The 17,100-nt window shown below is 69.8% G+C and carries 9 protein-coding genes; 2 read left to right on the forward strand and 7 right to left on the reverse strand.

Annotated elements, in window-relative coordinates:
• Positions 1-86: 86 nt before the first annotated feature.
• A complete protein-coding gene (hemL, locus tag OHS71_RS17980; RefSeq protein WP_328480391.1) occupies positions 87-1,406 on the reverse strand; it encodes a glutamate-1-semialdehyde 2,1-aminomutase in 1,320 nt (439 codons plus the stop codon).
• Positions 1,407-1,969: 563 nt separating this feature from the next.
• On the opposite strand from hemL, the gene OHS71_RS17985 reads away from it, so the two are divergent.
• Positions 1,970-2,407, forward strand: a complete 438-nt coding sequence (locus tag OHS71_RS17985) for a hypothetical protein (protein WP_010353923.1) — start codon at positions 1,970-1,972, stop codon at positions 2,405-2,407.
• A gap of 286 nt (positions 2,408-2,693) precedes the next feature.
• On the opposite strand, the gene OHS71_RS17990 is transcribed toward OHS71_RS17985, so the two are convergent.
• The 4 genes from OHS71_RS17990 to OHS71_RS18005 form a co-directional block, all read right to left on the reverse strand.
• Complete coding sequence (locus OHS71_RS17990; protein WP_328480392.1) at positions 2,694-3,059, reverse strand: hypothetical protein; 366 nt, start codon at positions 3,057-3,059, stop codon at positions 2,694-2,696.
• A gap of 77 nt (positions 3,060-3,136) precedes the next feature.
• Complete coding sequence (locus OHS71_RS17995; protein WP_328480393.1) at positions 3,137-9,538, reverse strand: RHS repeat-associated core domain-containing protein; 6,402 nt, start codon at positions 9,536-9,538, stop codon at positions 3,137-3,139.
• A gap of 100 nt (positions 9,539-9,638) precedes the next feature.
• Positions 9,639-13,205, reverse strand: coding sequence for a LamG domain-containing protein (locus tag OHS71_RS18000; protein ID WP_328484553.1), 3,567 nt, complete (start codon positions 13,203-13,205; stop codon positions 9,639-9,641).
• 243 nt (positions 13,206-13,448) lie between these two features.
• The gene (locus OHS71_RS18005; protein ID WP_328480394.1) at positions 13,449-13,601 is read right to left on the reverse strand and encodes a hypothetical protein; all 153 of its coding nucleotides are present in this window, start codon (positions 13,599-13,601) and stop codon (positions 13,449-13,451) included.
• A gap of 50 nt (positions 13,602-13,651) precedes the next feature.
• Here OHS71_RS18005 and OHS71_RS18010 point away from each other — a divergent pair, with 50 nt between their 5' ends.
• A complete protein-coding gene (locus tag OHS71_RS18010) occupies positions 13,652-14,473 on the forward strand; it encodes an SAM-dependent methyltransferase (protein WP_328480395.1) in 822 nt (273 codons plus the stop codon).
• A 129-nt stretch (positions 14,474-14,602) separates the two neighbouring features.
• Here the strand turns inward: OHS71_RS18010 and OHS71_RS18015 are convergent, their stop codons facing one another.
• Together OHS71_RS18015 and OHS71_RS18020 are read right to left on the reverse strand one after the other, a co-directional pair.
• Complete coding sequence (locus OHS71_RS18015; RefSeq protein ID WP_443046971.1) at positions 14,603-15,490, reverse strand: PaaX family transcriptional regulator; 888 nt, start codon at positions 15,488-15,490, stop codon at positions 14,603-14,605.
• 148 nt (positions 15,491-15,638) lie between these two features.
• Positions 15,639-17,027, reverse strand: a complete 1,389-nt coding sequence (locus OHS71_RS18020; protein WP_328480396.1) for an MFS transporter — start codon at positions 17,025-17,027, stop codon at positions 15,639-15,641.
• Between the last annotated feature and the right edge of the window lie 73 nt (positions 17,028-17,100).

Raw genomic sequence — 17,100 nt, forward strand, 5'->3', positions numbered from 1 at the left:
CTGGTCCGAGCCGTACCCGAAGGCCCTCTCGAATGCCTTCTGGGACGCCTTCTCTGCTGCGTTCTGGGGTGCGTTCTCCGGGGTGGTCATGCCGCTGTGGCCTCCGCAGCCGCTCGGGCCGCCGCCGGGAGGGCGTCGGCGATTCTCTGGACGGCCCGGTCGTCGTGGGCCGTGGACACGAACCATGACTCGAAGGACGACGGCGGCAGGTACACGCCGTTCGCCAGCAGCGAGTGGAAGAAGGCGGTGAAGCGGAAGGACTCCTGCGCCTTGGCGTCCTCGTAGTCCCGCACGGGACGGTCCGTGAAGAACACCGAGAACATGTTGGAGGCGCTCTGGAGCGTGTGCGCGACACCCTCCTTGGTCAGCGCCTCCGACACCAGGGCCCGGATCCGGACGGAGACGTCGTCGATCGTGGCGTAGGCGGCGTCGTCGAGGAGCCGGAGCTGGGCCAGTCCGGCGGCGGTCGCCACCGGGTTCCCGGAGAGTGTGCCCGCCTGGTAGACGGGTCCGGCGGGGGCGAGGTGCGCCATGACGTCCGCCCGCCCGCCGAAGGCCGCGGCGGGGAAGCCGCCGCCCATGACCTTGCCGAAGGTCATCAGGTCGGGCCGTACGCCGTCGATCCCGTACCAGCCCGCCCGGCTGGTCCGGAAGCCGGTCATGACCTCGTCGGAGATGAACAGCGCGCCGTTGTTCTGGCAGGCGTCCTTGAGTCCCTGGTTGAAGCCCGGCAGCGGCGGCACGACACCCATGTTCCCCGGCGAGGCCTCGGTGATCACACAGGCGATCTCGCCCGGGTGCCGGTGGAACGCCTCCTGCACGGCCTCGAGGTCGTTGTACGGCAGGACGATGGTGTCGCCGGCCTGGGCGCCGGTGACACCGGGCGTGTCCGGGAGCGCGAAGGTCGCCACCCCGGAGCCGGCCGCCGCGAGGAGCGAGTCGACGTGCCCGTGGTAGCACCCGGCGAACTTGATCACCTTGGAGCGCCGGGTGAAGCCGCGGGCGAGCCGGATGGCGGACATGGTGGCCTCGGTGCCGCTGGAGACGAGCCGCACCTCCTCCAGGGGCGCGATGCGCTCGACCATCTCCTCGGCGAGCGCCACCTCACCCTCACCGGGCGTACCGAAGGAGGTGCCGCGCGAGACCGCGTCCTGGACGGCGGCGATCACCTCGGGGTGCGCGTGCCCGAGGATCATGGGCCCCCAGGAACAGACCAGGTCGACGTACTCCCGCCCGTCGGCGTCCGTCAGGTACGGGCCGGTGCCGGACACCATGAACCGGGGCGTTCCGCCCACCGCGCGGAACGCGCGCACCGGCGAGTTCACACCGCCCGGCGTGACGGCGGACGCACGGTCGAACAGCGCCTGTGAGACAGGCGCATCGTATGAATAGGGCAGTTCGCTCATGACCTGCGACTTCTCCGACCTTTTCCGACTTGCTGGACTCCGGTTGCCAGTGACCTCCCAGAGTAGGCCAGCGAGAGCCGGGGGCCCGTGGGGCCGTCATCGGCTTCACCATCTGCGAAACTGAGTCGGAACAGGCCTGCTGGACGTAGCACACACCGACCGTGTGTCCAGTGGCTGTGAAGATCCTGCGGACAGGTGTTTCAACGCACGTTTCGGCGGGCGGCCGTGGGGGAGGTCACTGACACGATGATCGGGTTGCGCGGCGGGGGCCACGCGTCCTAGAAAAGCAGTCGGGTGGAGATATGCATCGCGGTGGCGGACTGGGCGAGGGGACTGACGACCTGGGTCCTCGACGTGCCCAACGGGGAAAGCACCGGCGCGACGCGGAGGAAGCGAACGAAGCACGTCAGACGCAGGCACAAGGTGTACCGAGTGAGCCCGACCGGATCGACCGCATCGATCAGATCGACCGACTCGACCGGATCGAGGGGTTCGACCGGATCGACCGGCGCGTCGACCAGCGGATCGACCCCCTTCGGGCGGGGAGCAGAAATGGTGGTCGGGTGGGGGTGACGTACAAGTACTTCGGCGCGCCCGACGGCGCTACCGCGGCCCGCGTCCCGATCTCGATGCGCCCCGAGGAGCTCGGCGGCGACGAGCTCGGCATGAACGGCATGTTCACCAAGATCAAGCCCGAGACCATGGCCGCGATGGTGCTGACCGGCATCGAAGGCGTCCCCCTCCACAAGGTGCCCCCGCTGGAACTGGTCGTCCTGCATCCCGACTACGCCGTGGTGAAGCTCCCCATGACGGTCGTGGACCCCCTGCGGGACATAGGCGAGGAAGCGGTGGGCGCGGCGGCGTTCATCTGGTCCACGGTGCCGGACCGGGGCGGCCCCCGGGACGCGTTCAACGTCTACCAGCTGCTCCACGAGTGGCAGGACTTCAGCCACCGCCTGCACGAGGCGGGGCACCAGCCGTACTGCCTGGTCTGGCCCTGACCTGGGGTTTCGCTGGTCTCGGGTGAGGTCTTCGGGCCTCGGCGGCGCGGTTGCCCGCCTCGGCCTTCGTGTGAAAGTTCTCCATTCGCCCGTGGCCGTCCAGGTCGGTCTCTGTGGGCTCAGGGTGAGACTCGCGCCGGCGAACACGCCCTCGGGCCGCATTGCGCGGTCGCTCGACGCCGCGCCCGCTCTCGCCGGGACGGAGGCGGAAGCCACGGCTCGGGCCGAAACCGAGAGCCGCAGGGCTTCCTGGTCGCATCACCCCGCGTCACCCCGCAGCCCCACGTCACACCGGAATGATGTCCGGCCACCACGGGGGGACGTTGCCCTCGCAGATCGGTGAGGGGTAGGAATCCAGGACGCCGATCCACGCGATCATTCCCCAGGCCATGCCCACGCTCGCGCAGATCGCGACGACGTATGCCCATTTCATTCCCCTGGGGCCGAGGAATTTGAGGACAAGGCCCCAGAGCGAGGAAATCAGGGCCCATATGAGAAGAAAGCAGAAAAGCAGGACCGCCCCGTTGGCCGAGCCGTTGCCGACGTCGCACGATCGCCACATGCCTGCGACCACCCAGACTGTCGCGCCTGCCACCGTCCCGCCGGCGCCCAAAGGCAGCAGGCACCCGACGCGGTGCGTGGCAGCCTCCATGATGTCTCCTCAATGCACGGTTCGAATAAAAAAAAGCCTGGGTGCCGCCAACGTTAGCGGCACCCAGGCTGGACGGTCTACGAGTGCCTCACCTGCGCAGCACCCTTGTCATACAGTTCCTTGACCGTGTCGACTATCGCCGAGTGGAACTGCTCTCGCGTCAGGTCGACTCCGTACTCCTCGTACAGTTCGACCCCCGCTCTCATCGTGATCTGGTCGCCGATGTCGTTCTCGCCGACCAGGAGCGGGTCCGCGACGGAGGCGCCGTCGATGAGGGTCTTCTCGTCGATCCCGGCCGCGGCTCCCACGTAGCCGTAGTGGACGTTCGACCAGATGTCGTAGTAGGCCTCCAGGTCGGTGCCGGGAACGCTGGTGTAGAAGTCCGACTTGGCCAGGTCGAATTTCGCGGCGAGCTTCGGCTTGTGGTCCCATTCGCAGATCTTCGGGCATACCTTGGCGGTCCACATGGCGAGTGCCGCCTGCGTATCCGCGCCCATGTTCCGGCCGAATGCGTCGTACCATTTCCAGGGCCGCAAAAGTCCCTTGATGCCCTTGACGTCGTCCGACACCACGTTCGTCTTGAGTTCCGAGAACATATAGCTCTCGATCTCGTTGTAGAGCTTCTCGTTGCCGGACTTCTTCTTGGGAAGCGGCTCGGGGCCCTTCTGGTATGTGATGGAGGCGACGGTCTTGCCCGTCTTGTTCACCGTCACCGTCATCGTTCCCACGATGGGGACGTAGACGGTGTAGGTCTTCGTGGAGTGGTAGACCCAGGTCCCGTTCGGGCCCATCGTCATGTAGTCCCGGTAGCTGCCGCCCTTGCCGTCGCTGCATCCGCGCTCGCAGTCCGTGATCGGCCGCAGGCCGGTCGGGTCGGACTTGGTGACGGGGGTGTTGTTGGCGTAGGCGTAGCCGTTGAGGGACTCGTGGTCGTCGGGGGCGAGAACGGGGTCGACGGAGAGGAAACGGCCGAGGGCCGGGTCGTACTCGCGGGCACCGACGTGGGTCAGGCCGGTGCCGGCGTCGGCGGGTTTGCCGAGGAAGCCCTTGTCGTCGGGCCAGGCCGAGGGTGTCGTGCCGCGGGCCTCGCCGAAGGGCTTGGTGTAGCGGCGGGTGACGGCCTGGGTGGTGGCGTCGATCGTCATCGAGGCGGTGCCGTGGTGGTCGTCTACCACCCAGGACAGGCCGGTCTCGGTGCGGACGGCGGTGGCGTCGCCCGACGGGTAGTAGCGCTGGGCGGTGAACTTCTTGGCGGCCGTGTCGTAGTGGAGTTCCTGGCCGGCCAGGTAGAGGACGGTCTTGACGGAGCCGCGGCGGATCAGGAGTTCGCCGTTGGCGTCATAGAGGTAGTCGGTGGTCTCCGTGCCCTGCGTGAGCTGGGCGAGTTCTCCTTCGATGTCCCAGACCAGGCTCTGCGCGGCTCCGGTGGGGCTGTAGCGCTTGGTGGTGTTGCCCTGGTCGTCGTAGGTGTACGACTTCGCGGCCGCGCCGCCCACGGTGACGGAGGTCAGCGTGTGGGGCTGGCCGCCGCCGACGGCGTTGACGGCCGGGTAGCCGTAGGCGGTCGTGGTGTCACCGCCGGCCTTGTGCTCGACCTGGGTGTCGCGCAGGCCGCCCGGCTTGTAGGTCCAGGTGTTCCAGTACGGGGCCGGGCCGCCGAGGGCGCTCGACGAGCGGGCGGTGGCGCAGTCGTTGGAGGAGGGGGTCCAGGCCTCGGCCAGCCGGCGGTAGCCGTCGTAGGCGAAGCACTGGGTGTCCTTGCCATTGGCCTTGTCGGTGATCGACCTGACGTTGCCGGCGGCGTCGTAGGCGTAGTCGACGTCGCTGGTGTAGCCGGTGTTGGTCTGGTCGACGGTGTGGGAGTTCGACAGACGGCGGGTGCCGTCCTCGTAGCGGTTGAGGATCTGGAGCTGCTTGGCGCCGGTGGAGGTGCCCAGCCGGGTCTCCTCGATCTCGCCGTACGGGGAGTAGCCGATGTTCTGGACGTAGTCGGTCATGCCCTCGGTGCCGGTGAGCAGGCCGAGGTCGTTGTAGCTGTTGGCCACGGTCTCGGCGGGCAGACCGGCCGCCGCGGGCATCGAGCTGGACTGGACCGTGCCGTCTCTGTTGTAGACGGTGGAGGTTGTGAAGGTCTGCGGCGCGCCCGCGACGACCAGGGCGTCGGTGGCGGCGATGACCGTCTTGGTGCCCTTGGTGCGGCCGAGCGCGTCGTAGCCGGTGAAGACCTGGGAGTAGATCTTGCCGGTGGTGCCGCCGACGTACCGGATCGCGGCCGTCGGGAGCCCCTTGGCCAGGCTGTCGAAGGTGAACTTGGTCAGGCGGTGGGCGTCGTCCTTGACGCCGTCCCAGGTGCCGACCTTGCGGCCCAGCTCGTCGTAGTCCGTGATCAGGGTGCGGGAGACGCCGTTCACCTGTGACGTGGTGCTGATCGGCTGGTCGGTGTCGTTGTAGGCGGTGGTGACCGTGCCCTTGTCGGGGTCGACGGAGGTGGTCTTGCGACCGCGCAGGTCGTAGTCGTACGACCAGACGGAGCCGTCCGGGCCGGTCATCGTGTCGACCTTGCCGTCGGGCGTGTACGCGTAGAGCGTGCGGGTGTAGTCGGTGCCGGTAGGGGCGGGGCCGCCGTACTCACGGCGCTCGACGGTCCGGCCGCGGGCGTCGGTGACGACCAGCGTGCCGGTGCCACCCGTGGCCGCGGTGACGGCGGTGCGGTCGCCCTGGTAGACGGTCTTGGTGCGCCACTTCTCCTGGTCGTAGACCCGGAAGATCGTCTCCGTGGCCCGGCCGGCGGCGTCGTAGACGGTCTCGGTGGAGGCGGGGACGGAGCCGGGGAAGGTGTTGGCGAGCGTGCCCGAGGGCGCGTTGTTGTCGTGGACCTGCTCGTTGGTGATGTAGGCGAGACCGCGGTCGTCGTAGAGGGTCTCGGAGATCACCCGACCGCCGTTCGGCGCGGGCGCCTGCTTCTGACGGGAGCGCAGCAGGCCGTCGAAGATCTCGTAGGAGCTGTTGTAGGTCTTGCCGTCGGCCTTGAGGGCGTCCGTGCGGACCCAGGTCTCCTTGTCGTTGTTGATGCTGTAGGCGTAGACGATGCTGGCGGCGTCGCCGAGCCCGCGCGAGCGGTCCGGCTTCCAGACCGACCGCAGTCGGCCGAGCGCGTCCAGGGACCACTCGGTGACGTTGCCGTTGGCGTCGGTGGTCTTGGTGGCGGTGCCCCAGGCCGGGTCCACCTCGGTGGTGGAGGAGTAGAGCTTCGCGTCGATGGTCGTCTTGGACGTCAGCGGGCCGTAGCCGGTGTCGTCGGGGACGTAGGTGTTCCTGACCGTCTGGTCGAGGGCGTTGGTCGCGGTGACCGGACGGCCCAGCTTGTCGTAGGTGGAGCCGGAGACCAGCTGGTAGACCGGCTTCTTGTCGGTCGCGCCATAGCTCGCGACCCGGTACGAGGCGCTGACCTCGCCCTTGGTGGGCGCCACGCCCACCGCCTGACCGTCGTAGGCCTTGGTGATGTCGGAGACGACGTGGTCGGGGATCGTCGGCGTGGTCGCGCAGGCGACCGAGTAGGTCTCGGTGCGCGAGACCGCGTTCACCAGCCAGGCCGAGGTGTTGCGGGCGTAGGTGGTGCGCACGCAGGTCTCGTCGCCGGTCTTGGCGGCGTCGCCGCCGTCGTCCACGGTGAGCGGCATGCCGTAGGTAGGGTCGTACGTCGTCTTCTGCTTGACCGTACGGGTACCGGTCGAGGTCTTGGTGCGGTTCGCGGTCTCACCCGGCTTGACGATCCAGGAGTCGGTGGTGCCCCAGCTGTAGGCGTGGCTGCCGGTCTTGGACGACCAGGGGGTGTTGATGGTGCCGCTGACCTCTTCGGCGCCGTTGTACACGATGGTCTCGCGGACGAAGCCGGCGTACTGGCGGGAGTCGTCGAGGGCGGTGCCGGCGGAGTCGGTGACCTTCTCCACCCGGGAGGTGCCGTCGAGTTCCTTCTCGCCGTTCAGGCCGCGCATGAAGAGCGTGGACTTCTTGGAGCGCGGGCCCTCGTCGGTGTCGCCGGAGGTCTCGACGACCTTGCCGTAGCCGCGCCACTGCGACCAGGTGCGGTTGGACGCCTTGGTCAGGCCCTCGTCGTCGGCGTAGGCCCAGCCCGCGCCGCCCTGGTAGTCGTAGTACGTCTCGCCGGTGTCGCCGTGGCCGTAGGGGTCGTCCTGGAAGACGGACGTGACGACGTACTTGTGGAACCAGTCCAGCACCGGAGTCGCCCCGGACTGCGACCACTTGACGGGGAAGCAGCGGCGGGTGTTCTTGTCGACGTCCGCCGGCATGCTGGAGCCCCAGATGCAGTCGGGGCCGGAGTAGTTGGCGGTCAGCGTCGAGCCGGTCTCGGACTTGACGGTCCGCACCCGCCACTTGATGTAGCGCAGGGTGTCCGGGCCGCTGCCCTCCACGTGGTTGGACAGCTGGACGCCGCCGAATACCACCGGCGGCATCGCGGCCGCGGTGCTGTTGCCCTTGCCGGTGTTCTGGATGGACTTCAGCCACAGGCTCGCCGAGGAGGCGTCGCCGGTGTCGGGGAAGCTCTGGTCCAGGTGCCACGTGTCCACGTCGCGCTGGGTGGTGCCGGCTCCGGTCCACACCGAGGTCGTTACGTCGGTGAGGCGCTTGCGGGTGAAGAACGCCGGGCCGATCTGGGTGGTGCACTTGGTGCTCGCCGCGCAGATCATGTCGAAGGGCACGTCGGGCCAGTTGGCCTTGGTGTCCTTGGTCAGGTCGGTGCAGCCGCCCGAAACGACGCAGCGTTCGGCGTAGGCGAAGCGGACCTGCTGGGCGGCGGGCTTGCTGTAGATCAGGTCGCTGCGCAGGCCGTAGTCAATGCGGTTGAGGTAGCCGCCGCGAGTGTAAGGGGTGCCGTTGACGCCGGTGTCGGCGTTCTTGGAGTAGTGGTTCGTCTCCTGGGTGTACCAGTACGCGGAGGCGTTGTTGTGGGTGTCGACGACGTAGTCCAGGTTCCAGCGCCAGGCCTGGTTGCAGGAGGAGTCACCGAAGCCGGTGGACTTGTAGCAGGGCTCGCCCGAGTCGTCGCCGAAGACCGGGACGGTGAACACCGAGTTGGTGACCGGGTCGTCGGCGGCGGTGCCGTTGTCGCTCCAGCCGGGCAGGCGCTGCTTGCCGAAGAAGTACTGGGTGCCGGACACGTCCGTCACCTTCCAGTACTCGGTGTTGTTGTCGCCGTTGCCGGTGGCGCCGGTCAGGTGCTCGACGCGGGTGCCGTCCTCGTTCTTCAGCTTCCACGAGCCGCCCGACGCCTCGGACAGGGCCGCGCTGTCACAGGCCGCCTTGTCGGCACAGGCGTTGACCAGCTCGACGGCCTTGCCGTTGAGGACCAGCGTGGAGTTGGCGTACTTCCAGCAGAGGTCGCCCTTGCCGGACTGGCCGTCCTCCTTGCAGGAGCCGTACTTGCGCTCGATGTAGGACTCGGTGATCGAGAAGCCCTCGCCGACCACCGAGGTCTGGCTGTTCTCCCCGGCCGTGCGGCCGTCCACCGAGGCGGAGTCGTAGGAGATCGACAGATTCGGGGACGGGCCGGCCGTCGCCGGGGGGACCCGCAGCGGGTAGCTCCAGGTGAAGTCGCCCGTGCTGCCGCCGGCCTCCCAGGTCGCGGTCGGGGACAGCGGGGTCGCGCTGTAGTCGCCCCCGCCGCCCGAACCGTCCGCCGCCGCGGCCGCCGCGAGCAGCATCGGGGTACGGGCGGAGACCGTGCCCGTCACGGTCTGGGACGCGGCGTCGTTGCCCGCGCCCGGCACCGGGGTCTGGGTGCGACAGGCCTTCTTCTCCGGGGTGGTCAGCGCACACGCGGGGAGCGTCACCAGCTTCAGCCGGGGGCCGAAGTTGCCGCCGTAGACGTCCTTGAAGGAGGCGTAGCTCAACGAGACCCGGAGCTTGTCGCCGTCGCCCTTGCCGGACACTGCCGCCGCCGGCGCGACGGTGAGCAGGACGCCGTTGACTCCCGCCTTCTGCGCCGCCGCCGAGGACTGCACGCCGAGTGCCACCCGCTCGGCGGGGCCGGAGGCCACCGCGCGCGTCCTCGCGGCCTTGGCCACCGGGGCGGCCGGCACCTGCGCCAGCCTGACACCGAGCCCGCCCACGCTGACCGCGGCCTCACCGCTCGCCGCGACCTCGGCTGTGGCCTTGCCCGGCGCGGGCCAGGCGGCCTTCCGCACCCGCTCCCGGGTCTGGTCGGAGGCGGCGGCGGCCCTGTCCTTCGGCGCCCTGGAAGCGCCGGCCCTGAGCACACCGACCTTGTCGATCTTCGCGTCGGCCGGATCCTCCAACTTCCTTCCGGCTGCGGGGGTCTGAGCCTGGGCGGCGAAGTCGTAGCCCGACGGAGTCACGAGCTGCGGGAGGAGAGACAGGGAGAGGACGAGCCCGCCACGGCCGAGCCAGCGGCGGACGACCGCCCCTGGCGGGCGTGTACGGAAGGGTCTTGCAGACACGGTGATTTCCCCCGGTGTTTCGGAAACGGGATGGTCAGACAGAAGGGGCGGAGCAGGGCGGGCGCAGGAGGTCGCCCCGCCCCGCCCGCCCGGCTCTCGGCTACTGCTGTTCGGTGTTGCGGCGGTCGGCGATGGCGCCGGTGGAGGTGGCTCCGGCCCAGACGCGGACGCTGTCGATCGTCCCGGGGAAGTAGCGCGCGGCGGCGCCGTTGACCTTCGCCCGGCCGATCTCGAACGCCCCGCCGCCCTGCCACGGGGCCGAGTACGGCACCCCGTCCTCATCGCCCATCTGCGCGCTGTCGACGTAGAGCTTGAGCGCGCCGAGCCTGGAGGTGTCGTCGGGATCGCCCGCTGCCTGGGCGTCGTGGACGACCGTCAGCATGACCGGCACGCCCAGCTGGGCCGTGGTCAGCGCGCCGGACTCGCTCTTCGTCCAGGCCGCACCGGTACCGTCCTTGTCGGGACGGCCGAACGTCCACCGGCCCTGGGTACTGCCGGCCGGCTGCTCGTACCAGACGCCCCAGGAGGACTGGCTCGTCCCGGACTGGCCGAACACCTGCACCGCGTACGACTTGCTGGTGTCGGCGAACTTGGCCGGGTCCAGCGTCACCCAGGCCGTCGCGGTGAACGAACCGGAGTCGTCGACGACCGGACCGGTGGCGGTGGCGTACCCGCTGGTGCCGTTCAGAGTCATCCGCTGCGTGGTCGTGACTTCTTCGCCGATGTCCGGGTCGCCGGTGGTGAACTGGGCGAGCGCGGCCCCGTTGAGGGTGAGGTTGCGGCCGAAGCCGCTGGTGTCCTTGACCGTGGTGCCGGTCGCGGCTGCGATGTCCGTGGCGTCCCACTTGGCGACGAGCGCCGGGACCGGGTCTCCCGAAGTGCCGTCGCTGACGTCCTCGTCCTCCAGCCAGGCCTCGTGGGCGACCTCGGTGTCCGCGAGCGCGCGGGACCAGACCTTCACCTCGTCGATGGTTCCGGCGAAGTTCTCCTTGCCGGCCGCGGCATGCCACAGCCGTCCGACCTGGAGATTCCCGGACGCCTTCCACGGGGTGACCGTGAACGGCGTCGGATTGCCCTGCGGAACGCCGTTGACGTAGAGCTGGATGGTCTGCGCGGCCGCGTCGTAGACGCCGGTCAGGTGCGTCCAGGCGTTCAGGACCGGCGGCTTGGCGCCGACCGAGCGGGTGATCGCGGGTTCGACGACGTCCGTCTGGTGCCGGTTGAAGATCCAGGCGTTGTAGGAGGTGGAGTAGTACAGCTGGAACCCGGAGGCGTTCGTGCCTGCCTGGGACAGGACGGTGTAGTTGACGTCCTTCTTTGTCAGCCGTGCCCAGGCCGAGACGGTGAAGGACTTGCTGGTGTCCAGGACCGCGCCGGAGGTGGCGAGGTAGGCGCTCGTGCCGTTCAGCTTCGCCGCGCCGGAACCGCTGCGGGCGAGCGGGTCCCAGGTGGCCCCCGAGGAGGTCAGCGGATGCTGGGTGGCGGTGGTGGCGTCGGTCAGGGCGTTGTCCAGGTGCCAGATCCCCGAGGGCTGCTCGGCGCCCTTCACCAGGAAGCTGTAGTAACCGGTCAGCGAGCTGTGGCCGGCCGCGTCGTAGCCCCAGACCTGGACGGTGTTCTCACCGGCCTGATTCGGCGTGATCGTCTGGGTGTGCGCCGCGCCCTTGGCGACGGTGATCGGCGAGGACACCGAGCCGCTGTTGAGCTTCCACCTGTAGCTGACGACGTCCGACTGGATGCCGGCCGTGCCGGGGTTGGTGTCCGCGGGGGTGAAGGTGAACTTGCCCGGGGTGCCCACCCCGCCCGCGGCCGGATCGGTCTCGGCCGGCTTGTAGACGCCGTCCGCGCTGGTCACCACCGGGGGCGGCGGAGAATCGGTGTCGACCCGGAAGTAGCACCAGGAGGACCAGGCCGAGTCCAGGACGCCGGTCACGCCCCGGTCCGTCTTGTAGTAGGCCTGCGTCTTGACCCGCATCCGGTAGTCCGTCTGCGCGGTGAGCGCGCTGGAGGTCGCGTTGCGGGGGGCGTTGTCCGCCACCCACGCGCCGTCCGGCGAGGCCGCGTACCAGGCGCGGCTGGAGCCGTCGGCCTTCCACACCTCGAACAGGGCGCGCAGCTGGGAGTTGGCGGCATCGGCCGACTGCACCGTGGCGAGCATCTTCGGCGTGGTGTCGCTGGTGGCGAAGGGCAGCGTGGCGGCGTTGCAGGCCCGGCCGGTGGTGCCCTGCTGGACGCCGTACGCGGTCGGCTTGCCCGGGTAGGAGACGTAGGTGACCGACAGCTTGGCGTCCTTGCGGAACCGCGCCCAGGCACCCGCGTCGGACTCGTCGTGGGCGGTCAGCGAGAAGGTGATCTGCGGCTCTTTGTTCGCGGCGTAGGACGCGAGGGTGGTCGTCAGGTTCTCGTTGGTCTCCTCGGCCACGTTGTCGCTGAAGCGCACCCAGTTCGCCGGCTGCGCGGGGCTGCACAGGCCGCCCCGCCCGTAGGCCACGTTCCGGTCGCCCATCAGGTCCACCCCGGTGGGGCGGGACGACCAGGTGGTGCTGGAGGCGATGCCCTTGTTCACGCGGGTGAGGTCATACCAGTGCGGATCACAGGTGAAGGTCCACTCCTGGTACACCTCCATCGTCGCGTCCAGGATCTTCTTGCCGTGGATCGAGGAGAGCGGGTACTCGAAGTACATGCGCTGGGTGTACGGGCTGTTGGAGCAGAGGTAGCCGGCGTAGTTGGAGCAGCGTCCGACGCCTTTGTCCCCGTCGAACTTCCAGTACTTGGTGCCGTTGGAGGCCAGTGCCGTCCAGTCGCCCAACGCGATGCCCTTGGTGGGCGGGTCGATGTAGAGCGGGAAGACGGTGTCCTCGCCGTGCAGCAGGGCCGGGTCGGGCGTGATCTCCAGGGCTGTGTCGGTGACCTTGAGCGGGAGGTCTGCCGCTGCGTCGCCGCTGCTCGGGGCCTCCGCAGGGGCCGGCTCACCCTCGGCGGCGGCCAGCGGGGTCGCTTCCTCCGTAACCGCCGGCGCCTCCGCCTGCGCCGAGGCGGCGGTGCGGACGAGTTGCGTGCTCACGCCGGCCGCCCGGGCGCCGTCGGTCGTAGCGGCACCGTCGGCCGACGCATCACCGGCCGAGTCCCACATCTGTCCCGCCGGGCTCTGGAAGACGGGGGTGCCGTCGCCATCGCGGGCGACGAAGCCGCCGTCGGCCGTCGGGGCGATGTCCAGGCCGTCGGCGGCGAGGGTCATCCTGATGTTCGCGAGCGCCGGGTTGTTCGCCGCCGCCGCGGTCTTGACCACGAGCACGGACGTGTAGCCGGAGCTCAGCGCGGTCAGTTGCAGGTCGACGTCCGGAAGGACCGAGGCGTAGGTGGCGGTGGCGCCGTCGAGCCGGGGCTCGGGGAGCGCGGCCGGCCAGCCGAACTTCAGTTCGTGCCCGTCGGCCTCGAGGGCGACCAGTCCGTGCCCGCTGCCGCCGCCCGAGAAGGTGACGTCGGCCGTCGTGTTCTTCGCCCGCACCGAGCCGTCGGCCTCGCGGACGAGGGTGGTGTCGATGGCGGCCCAACTGCCGTCGTCCCGCCGGGCCCGGACCGGGGCCGCGTTCATCTCCTGGGTGAAGGTGCCGTCCGGGTTGGCGAAGACCCGGGACGACTCGTCGGTCGCCGCGTCCACGACCACCCGCTCACCGGTCTTCGCCGCGCGTGCGCTCGCCTCCGACTCCGGAGTCCGGTCGGCCGCCACCGCGGCCGTCGTGTCGGCGGCGGCTGCGGGAGTCACCCCGGCCGCCGGAACCACACCCCCCAGAAGAGCGACGGCTATCGCCCAACTCCGGGTTCTTCGACGCCAATCGTGCAGCCGTGTCTGAGCGAACACGGACCCCCCCGTCTTCTTAAATTTTCATTAATGGCAAAACCGCGAAGATCATGTATTGGCCAAAACGCGACCGTCAATAGTGTCATGCATCACATTGACCGCTCGGGTCGCATCTGTCATGCCCCTAACAACCTGCTCGACCGCCACAACCGTTCGTTCGAACAACGCCCCACGATGAACGATGATCTGATGGTCACTCACGACAGTTCCCTCCAGCGGTGGGACGCGAGTCCAGGACGGAGTCAGGGATCATGAGCTCTTCCCGCGACGACGGCAGCAGCGCCTCTTTCGAGATCGACACCACGAAGCCCCATCCGGCCCGGATGTACGACTACTTCCTGGGCGGGAAGGACAACTACGAAGTCGATCAGGAGGCCGCCGAGAAGTTCATCAAAGCGGCTCCCGAGGTGCGGGTCGGCGTGCGGGCCAACCGGAGCTTCATGCACCGCGCCGTCCGGCACGTCGTCGCCGAAGGCGGTGTCCGCCAGATCCTCGACATCGGCACCGGTCTGCCGACCGAGCCCAACGTGCACCAGATCGCGCGGGCCATCGCCCCCGGGACCCGGATCGCGTACGTCGACAACGACCCGATCGTCAGCACCCACTCGATGGCCCTCATCGGCGACGACGACACGGACACCTCCGTCGTCCTGGCCGACCTGCGCGACCCACGGGCGATCCTCGACCACCCCGACGTCCGCAGGATCATCGACTTCGACCAGCCTGTGGCCCTGCTGCTGGTGGCCGTCCTGCACTTCGTCACCGAGCCGGAGGACCCGGCCGGGATGGTCGCCACCCTCCGCGACGCGCTGCCCACCGGCTCCTACCTGATCCTCTCCCACGCGACGGGCGACATCCACGAGGACGGACGCAAGGACGCGGCCGCCGTCTACAAGAGCGCCACCGCCAGCATGAACCCCCGCCGCCACGCCGAAGTCCTTGAATTCTTCGGCGACTTCACCCTCCTCGACCCGGGGCTGGTCCTGGTCCCGGACTGGCGTCCCGACGAGCCCGCACGGCCCGGCACCCCGCCGATCGGCATCTACGGCGGGGTGGCCCGCAAGGACGGCTGACCGGCGCAACGACCGACCGGGGGGAGGGCCCGCAGGAGGGCCGGAGGAACGGCCGACCGGTGCAGCGGAGCAGGACGGAACCGGTGAGGGCCCCCGGGCGCCGGGGCCCTCAGATCCGGCCCGCGGCGGTCACCTCAGGGGTGCCGTCTCCAGGACCTCGTGGGCCAGGCGGCCGGCGGGTTCGGCGGTCTGTTCCGCCACGCGGCGGAAGGTGTCCTGGGCCGGGCCGGCCGGCCAGTCCGGGGGGAGGTGGCGGGCGGGGAGCCGGGGATCCGCGCGGATCGTCCAGAGCCATTCGGTGACCAGGCGCAGGCGGGTGCCGATCGGGTCCTCCCCCGGGCCGGCGTTCAGGTGGGCGGTCCAGCGCTTGTCGAAGGAGACATAGCGGGCGGCGACGCCCTCCAGGTCCCACGTGTCGCGGATCATGAGGCCGATGTCGGTGGCCTCGTCGGCCGAGGCGTGGAAGATCTTGACGTGGGCCGTCAGCCCGAGTTCGGCGACGACCGGGGCGACGTCGACCTTGCCCGGCGCGATCCACAGTCCGCTGTAGAGCGCGCCGAACCCGGACCAGGCGAGCCGTGAGCGCAGGTCGTGGCGCTCACGCTGGCGGGACTCGGGGAGCGAGAAGCCGAGGAGCGTCCAGTCGCCGTCCCAGTCGTCGTTGACCGCGCCCTCGCGCCAGATGCGGGTACGGCCGTCCCGCAGGACGCGGGTCGCCTGCCCGGTCAGGCCGAAGTACATCCTGCGTCCCTCCCGCTGCCGCCGCAGCAGGCCCCGGCTGACCATGCGGGTCAGCGTGGAGCGCACGGCCTGTTCGCCGACGCCGACCCGGCCGAGCACGTCGATGATGCTGCCCGAGTAGACGCACAGCTCGCCCTCTTCGAGGACGTGGTTGCCGAAGAAGGCGAGCATGAGCGACTGCGGACGCAGCTGCGGGGCGCCGCCGTCCGGGGTGTCCTGCGGCAGGTCGTCCTGCGGGTCGTACGGCACGGTGTCCGGGATGTCGTCGTCCTCCACGGAGGAAAGGGTACGACCGCCCGTCGGCGGGTGCGGCGGGCGGTCGCAGGGGGTCATCGGGGCGAGTGGCCGCAGCGGCGGACGGGGTCGTACGGGTGCCGACCGGGAGCGGGCCGGTACGGGACGTGACGGGTCGGCGGGCCGGGCCTCATGCGGAGATCTCCTGCGTACGGGGGGAGCCGGACTCTTCGGCGGTGCCCGCGCCGCCGGCCAGGGACGCCCGACTGGTCTCGCGCACGAAGCAGACGGTCACGGCGGTGATCACGGCGCCGCCGCAGAGCAGCAGGGACACGGGCGTACTGCTGTCGCTGCCCGCCACCAGGCTGCCGGCGATCATCGGGGAGAAGCCGGCGCCGATGAGGGTGGCGCCCTGGTAGCCGAGGGAGGCGCCGGTGTAGCGGACCCGGGTGCCGAACATCTCGGTGAGCAGGGCGCCCAGCGGGCCGTACATCATGGACTGGGCGACGCCGTGGCCGAGGACGACGGCGAGGATCAGCAGTCCCGGCGACTTCGAGTCGACCAGCGCCATGACGGGGAAGGCGAGGGCGGCCGAGGCGAGGGCTCCGGTGAGGACGACCGGGCGGCGGCCGACCCGGTCGGAGAGCGCGGAGGCGCAGGGCAGTACGACCAGCGCGACGGAGGCGGACACCGTGAGCGCGGTGAGTACCTGTGGGCGGGCGTAGCCGATGCCGGTGGCGTACGCGATCAGATAGCTGGTGAGCAGCGACTGGGCGGTGAAGGCTCCGATGCCGACGCAGCAGGCCAGCAGCACCGGACGCGGGCGCCGCAGCACCTCGACGATGGGCAGCCGGGACTCGGCGCGGTCTTTCTTCACCTCGGCGGCGAAGAGCGGGCTCTCGACGACCTTGAGGCGGACGAACAGTCCGACGCCGAGCAGCACCGCGCTCAGCAGGAACGGCACCCGCCAGCCCCAGGCCGCGAACTCGCCCTCGGGGAGTGCGACGACGAGTGTGACGACGGCGGTGGAGAGCAGGGAGCCGAGCGGGGCTCCCATCTGCGTGAAGCTGGACCACAGTCCGCGCCGCCGCTCGCCGGCGTGCTCGACGACCATCAGCGTGGCGCCGCCCCACTCACCGCCGATGGCGATGCCCTGGAGGACGCGCAGGGTGATCAGCAGCACCGGCGCCCACACGCCGATCGTGTCGTACGTGGGCAGCAGTCCGACGAGGAAGCTCGCGCCGCCCATCAGGCCCATGGTGAGCAACAGCATCGACTTGCGGCCGAGCCGGTCGCCGAAGTGCCCGAAGAGGATGCCGCCGAGGGGACGGGCGACATAACCGGCGGCGAAGGTGCCGAACGCGGCGATGGTGCCGACGGCGGGGTCCGCGCCGGGGAAGAACAGCTCGCCGAAGACGAGGGCGGCGACGGTTCCGTAGACGAGGAAGTCGTAGAACTCCACGGCGGTGCCGAGCAGTCCGGAGGCGGCGACCACGCGCAGCTGCCGGGCCCGTTCGGCGGTCGTGGACGGTGACGGTGACGCGGGGGATGCGGGTGATGCGAGGGGGGACGGGGGCATCGCGGTCTCCCTTGAGCGGGGGAAGGGAAGGACACCGCGAAGTTAGGCCCTTGAATGACTGCCGTCAATAAAC

The sequence above is a fragment of the Streptomyces sp. NBC_00377 genome, assembly GCF_036075115.1.
Taxonomy (GTDB): domain Bacteria; phylum Actinomycetota; class Actinomycetes; order Streptomycetales; family Streptomycetaceae; genus Streptomyces.

Coding starts and splice junctions, on each gene's coding strand:
- hemL (WP_328480391.1), bottom strand. CDS start 1,406: ATGAGCGAACTGCCCTATTCATACGATGCGCCTGTCTCACAGGCGCTG.
- OHS71_RS17990 (WP_328480392.1), bottom strand. CDS start 3,059: ATGGAGGCTGCCACGCACCGCGTCGGGTGCCTGCTGCCTTTGGGCGCC.
- OHS71_RS18010 (WP_328480395.1), top strand. CDS start 13,652: ATGAGCTCTTCCCGCGACGACGGCAGCAGCGCCTCTTTCGAGATCGAC.
- OHS71_RS18020 (WP_328480396.1), bottom strand. CDS start 17,027: ATGCCCCCGTCCCCCCTCGCATCACCCGCATCCCCCGCGTCACCGTCA.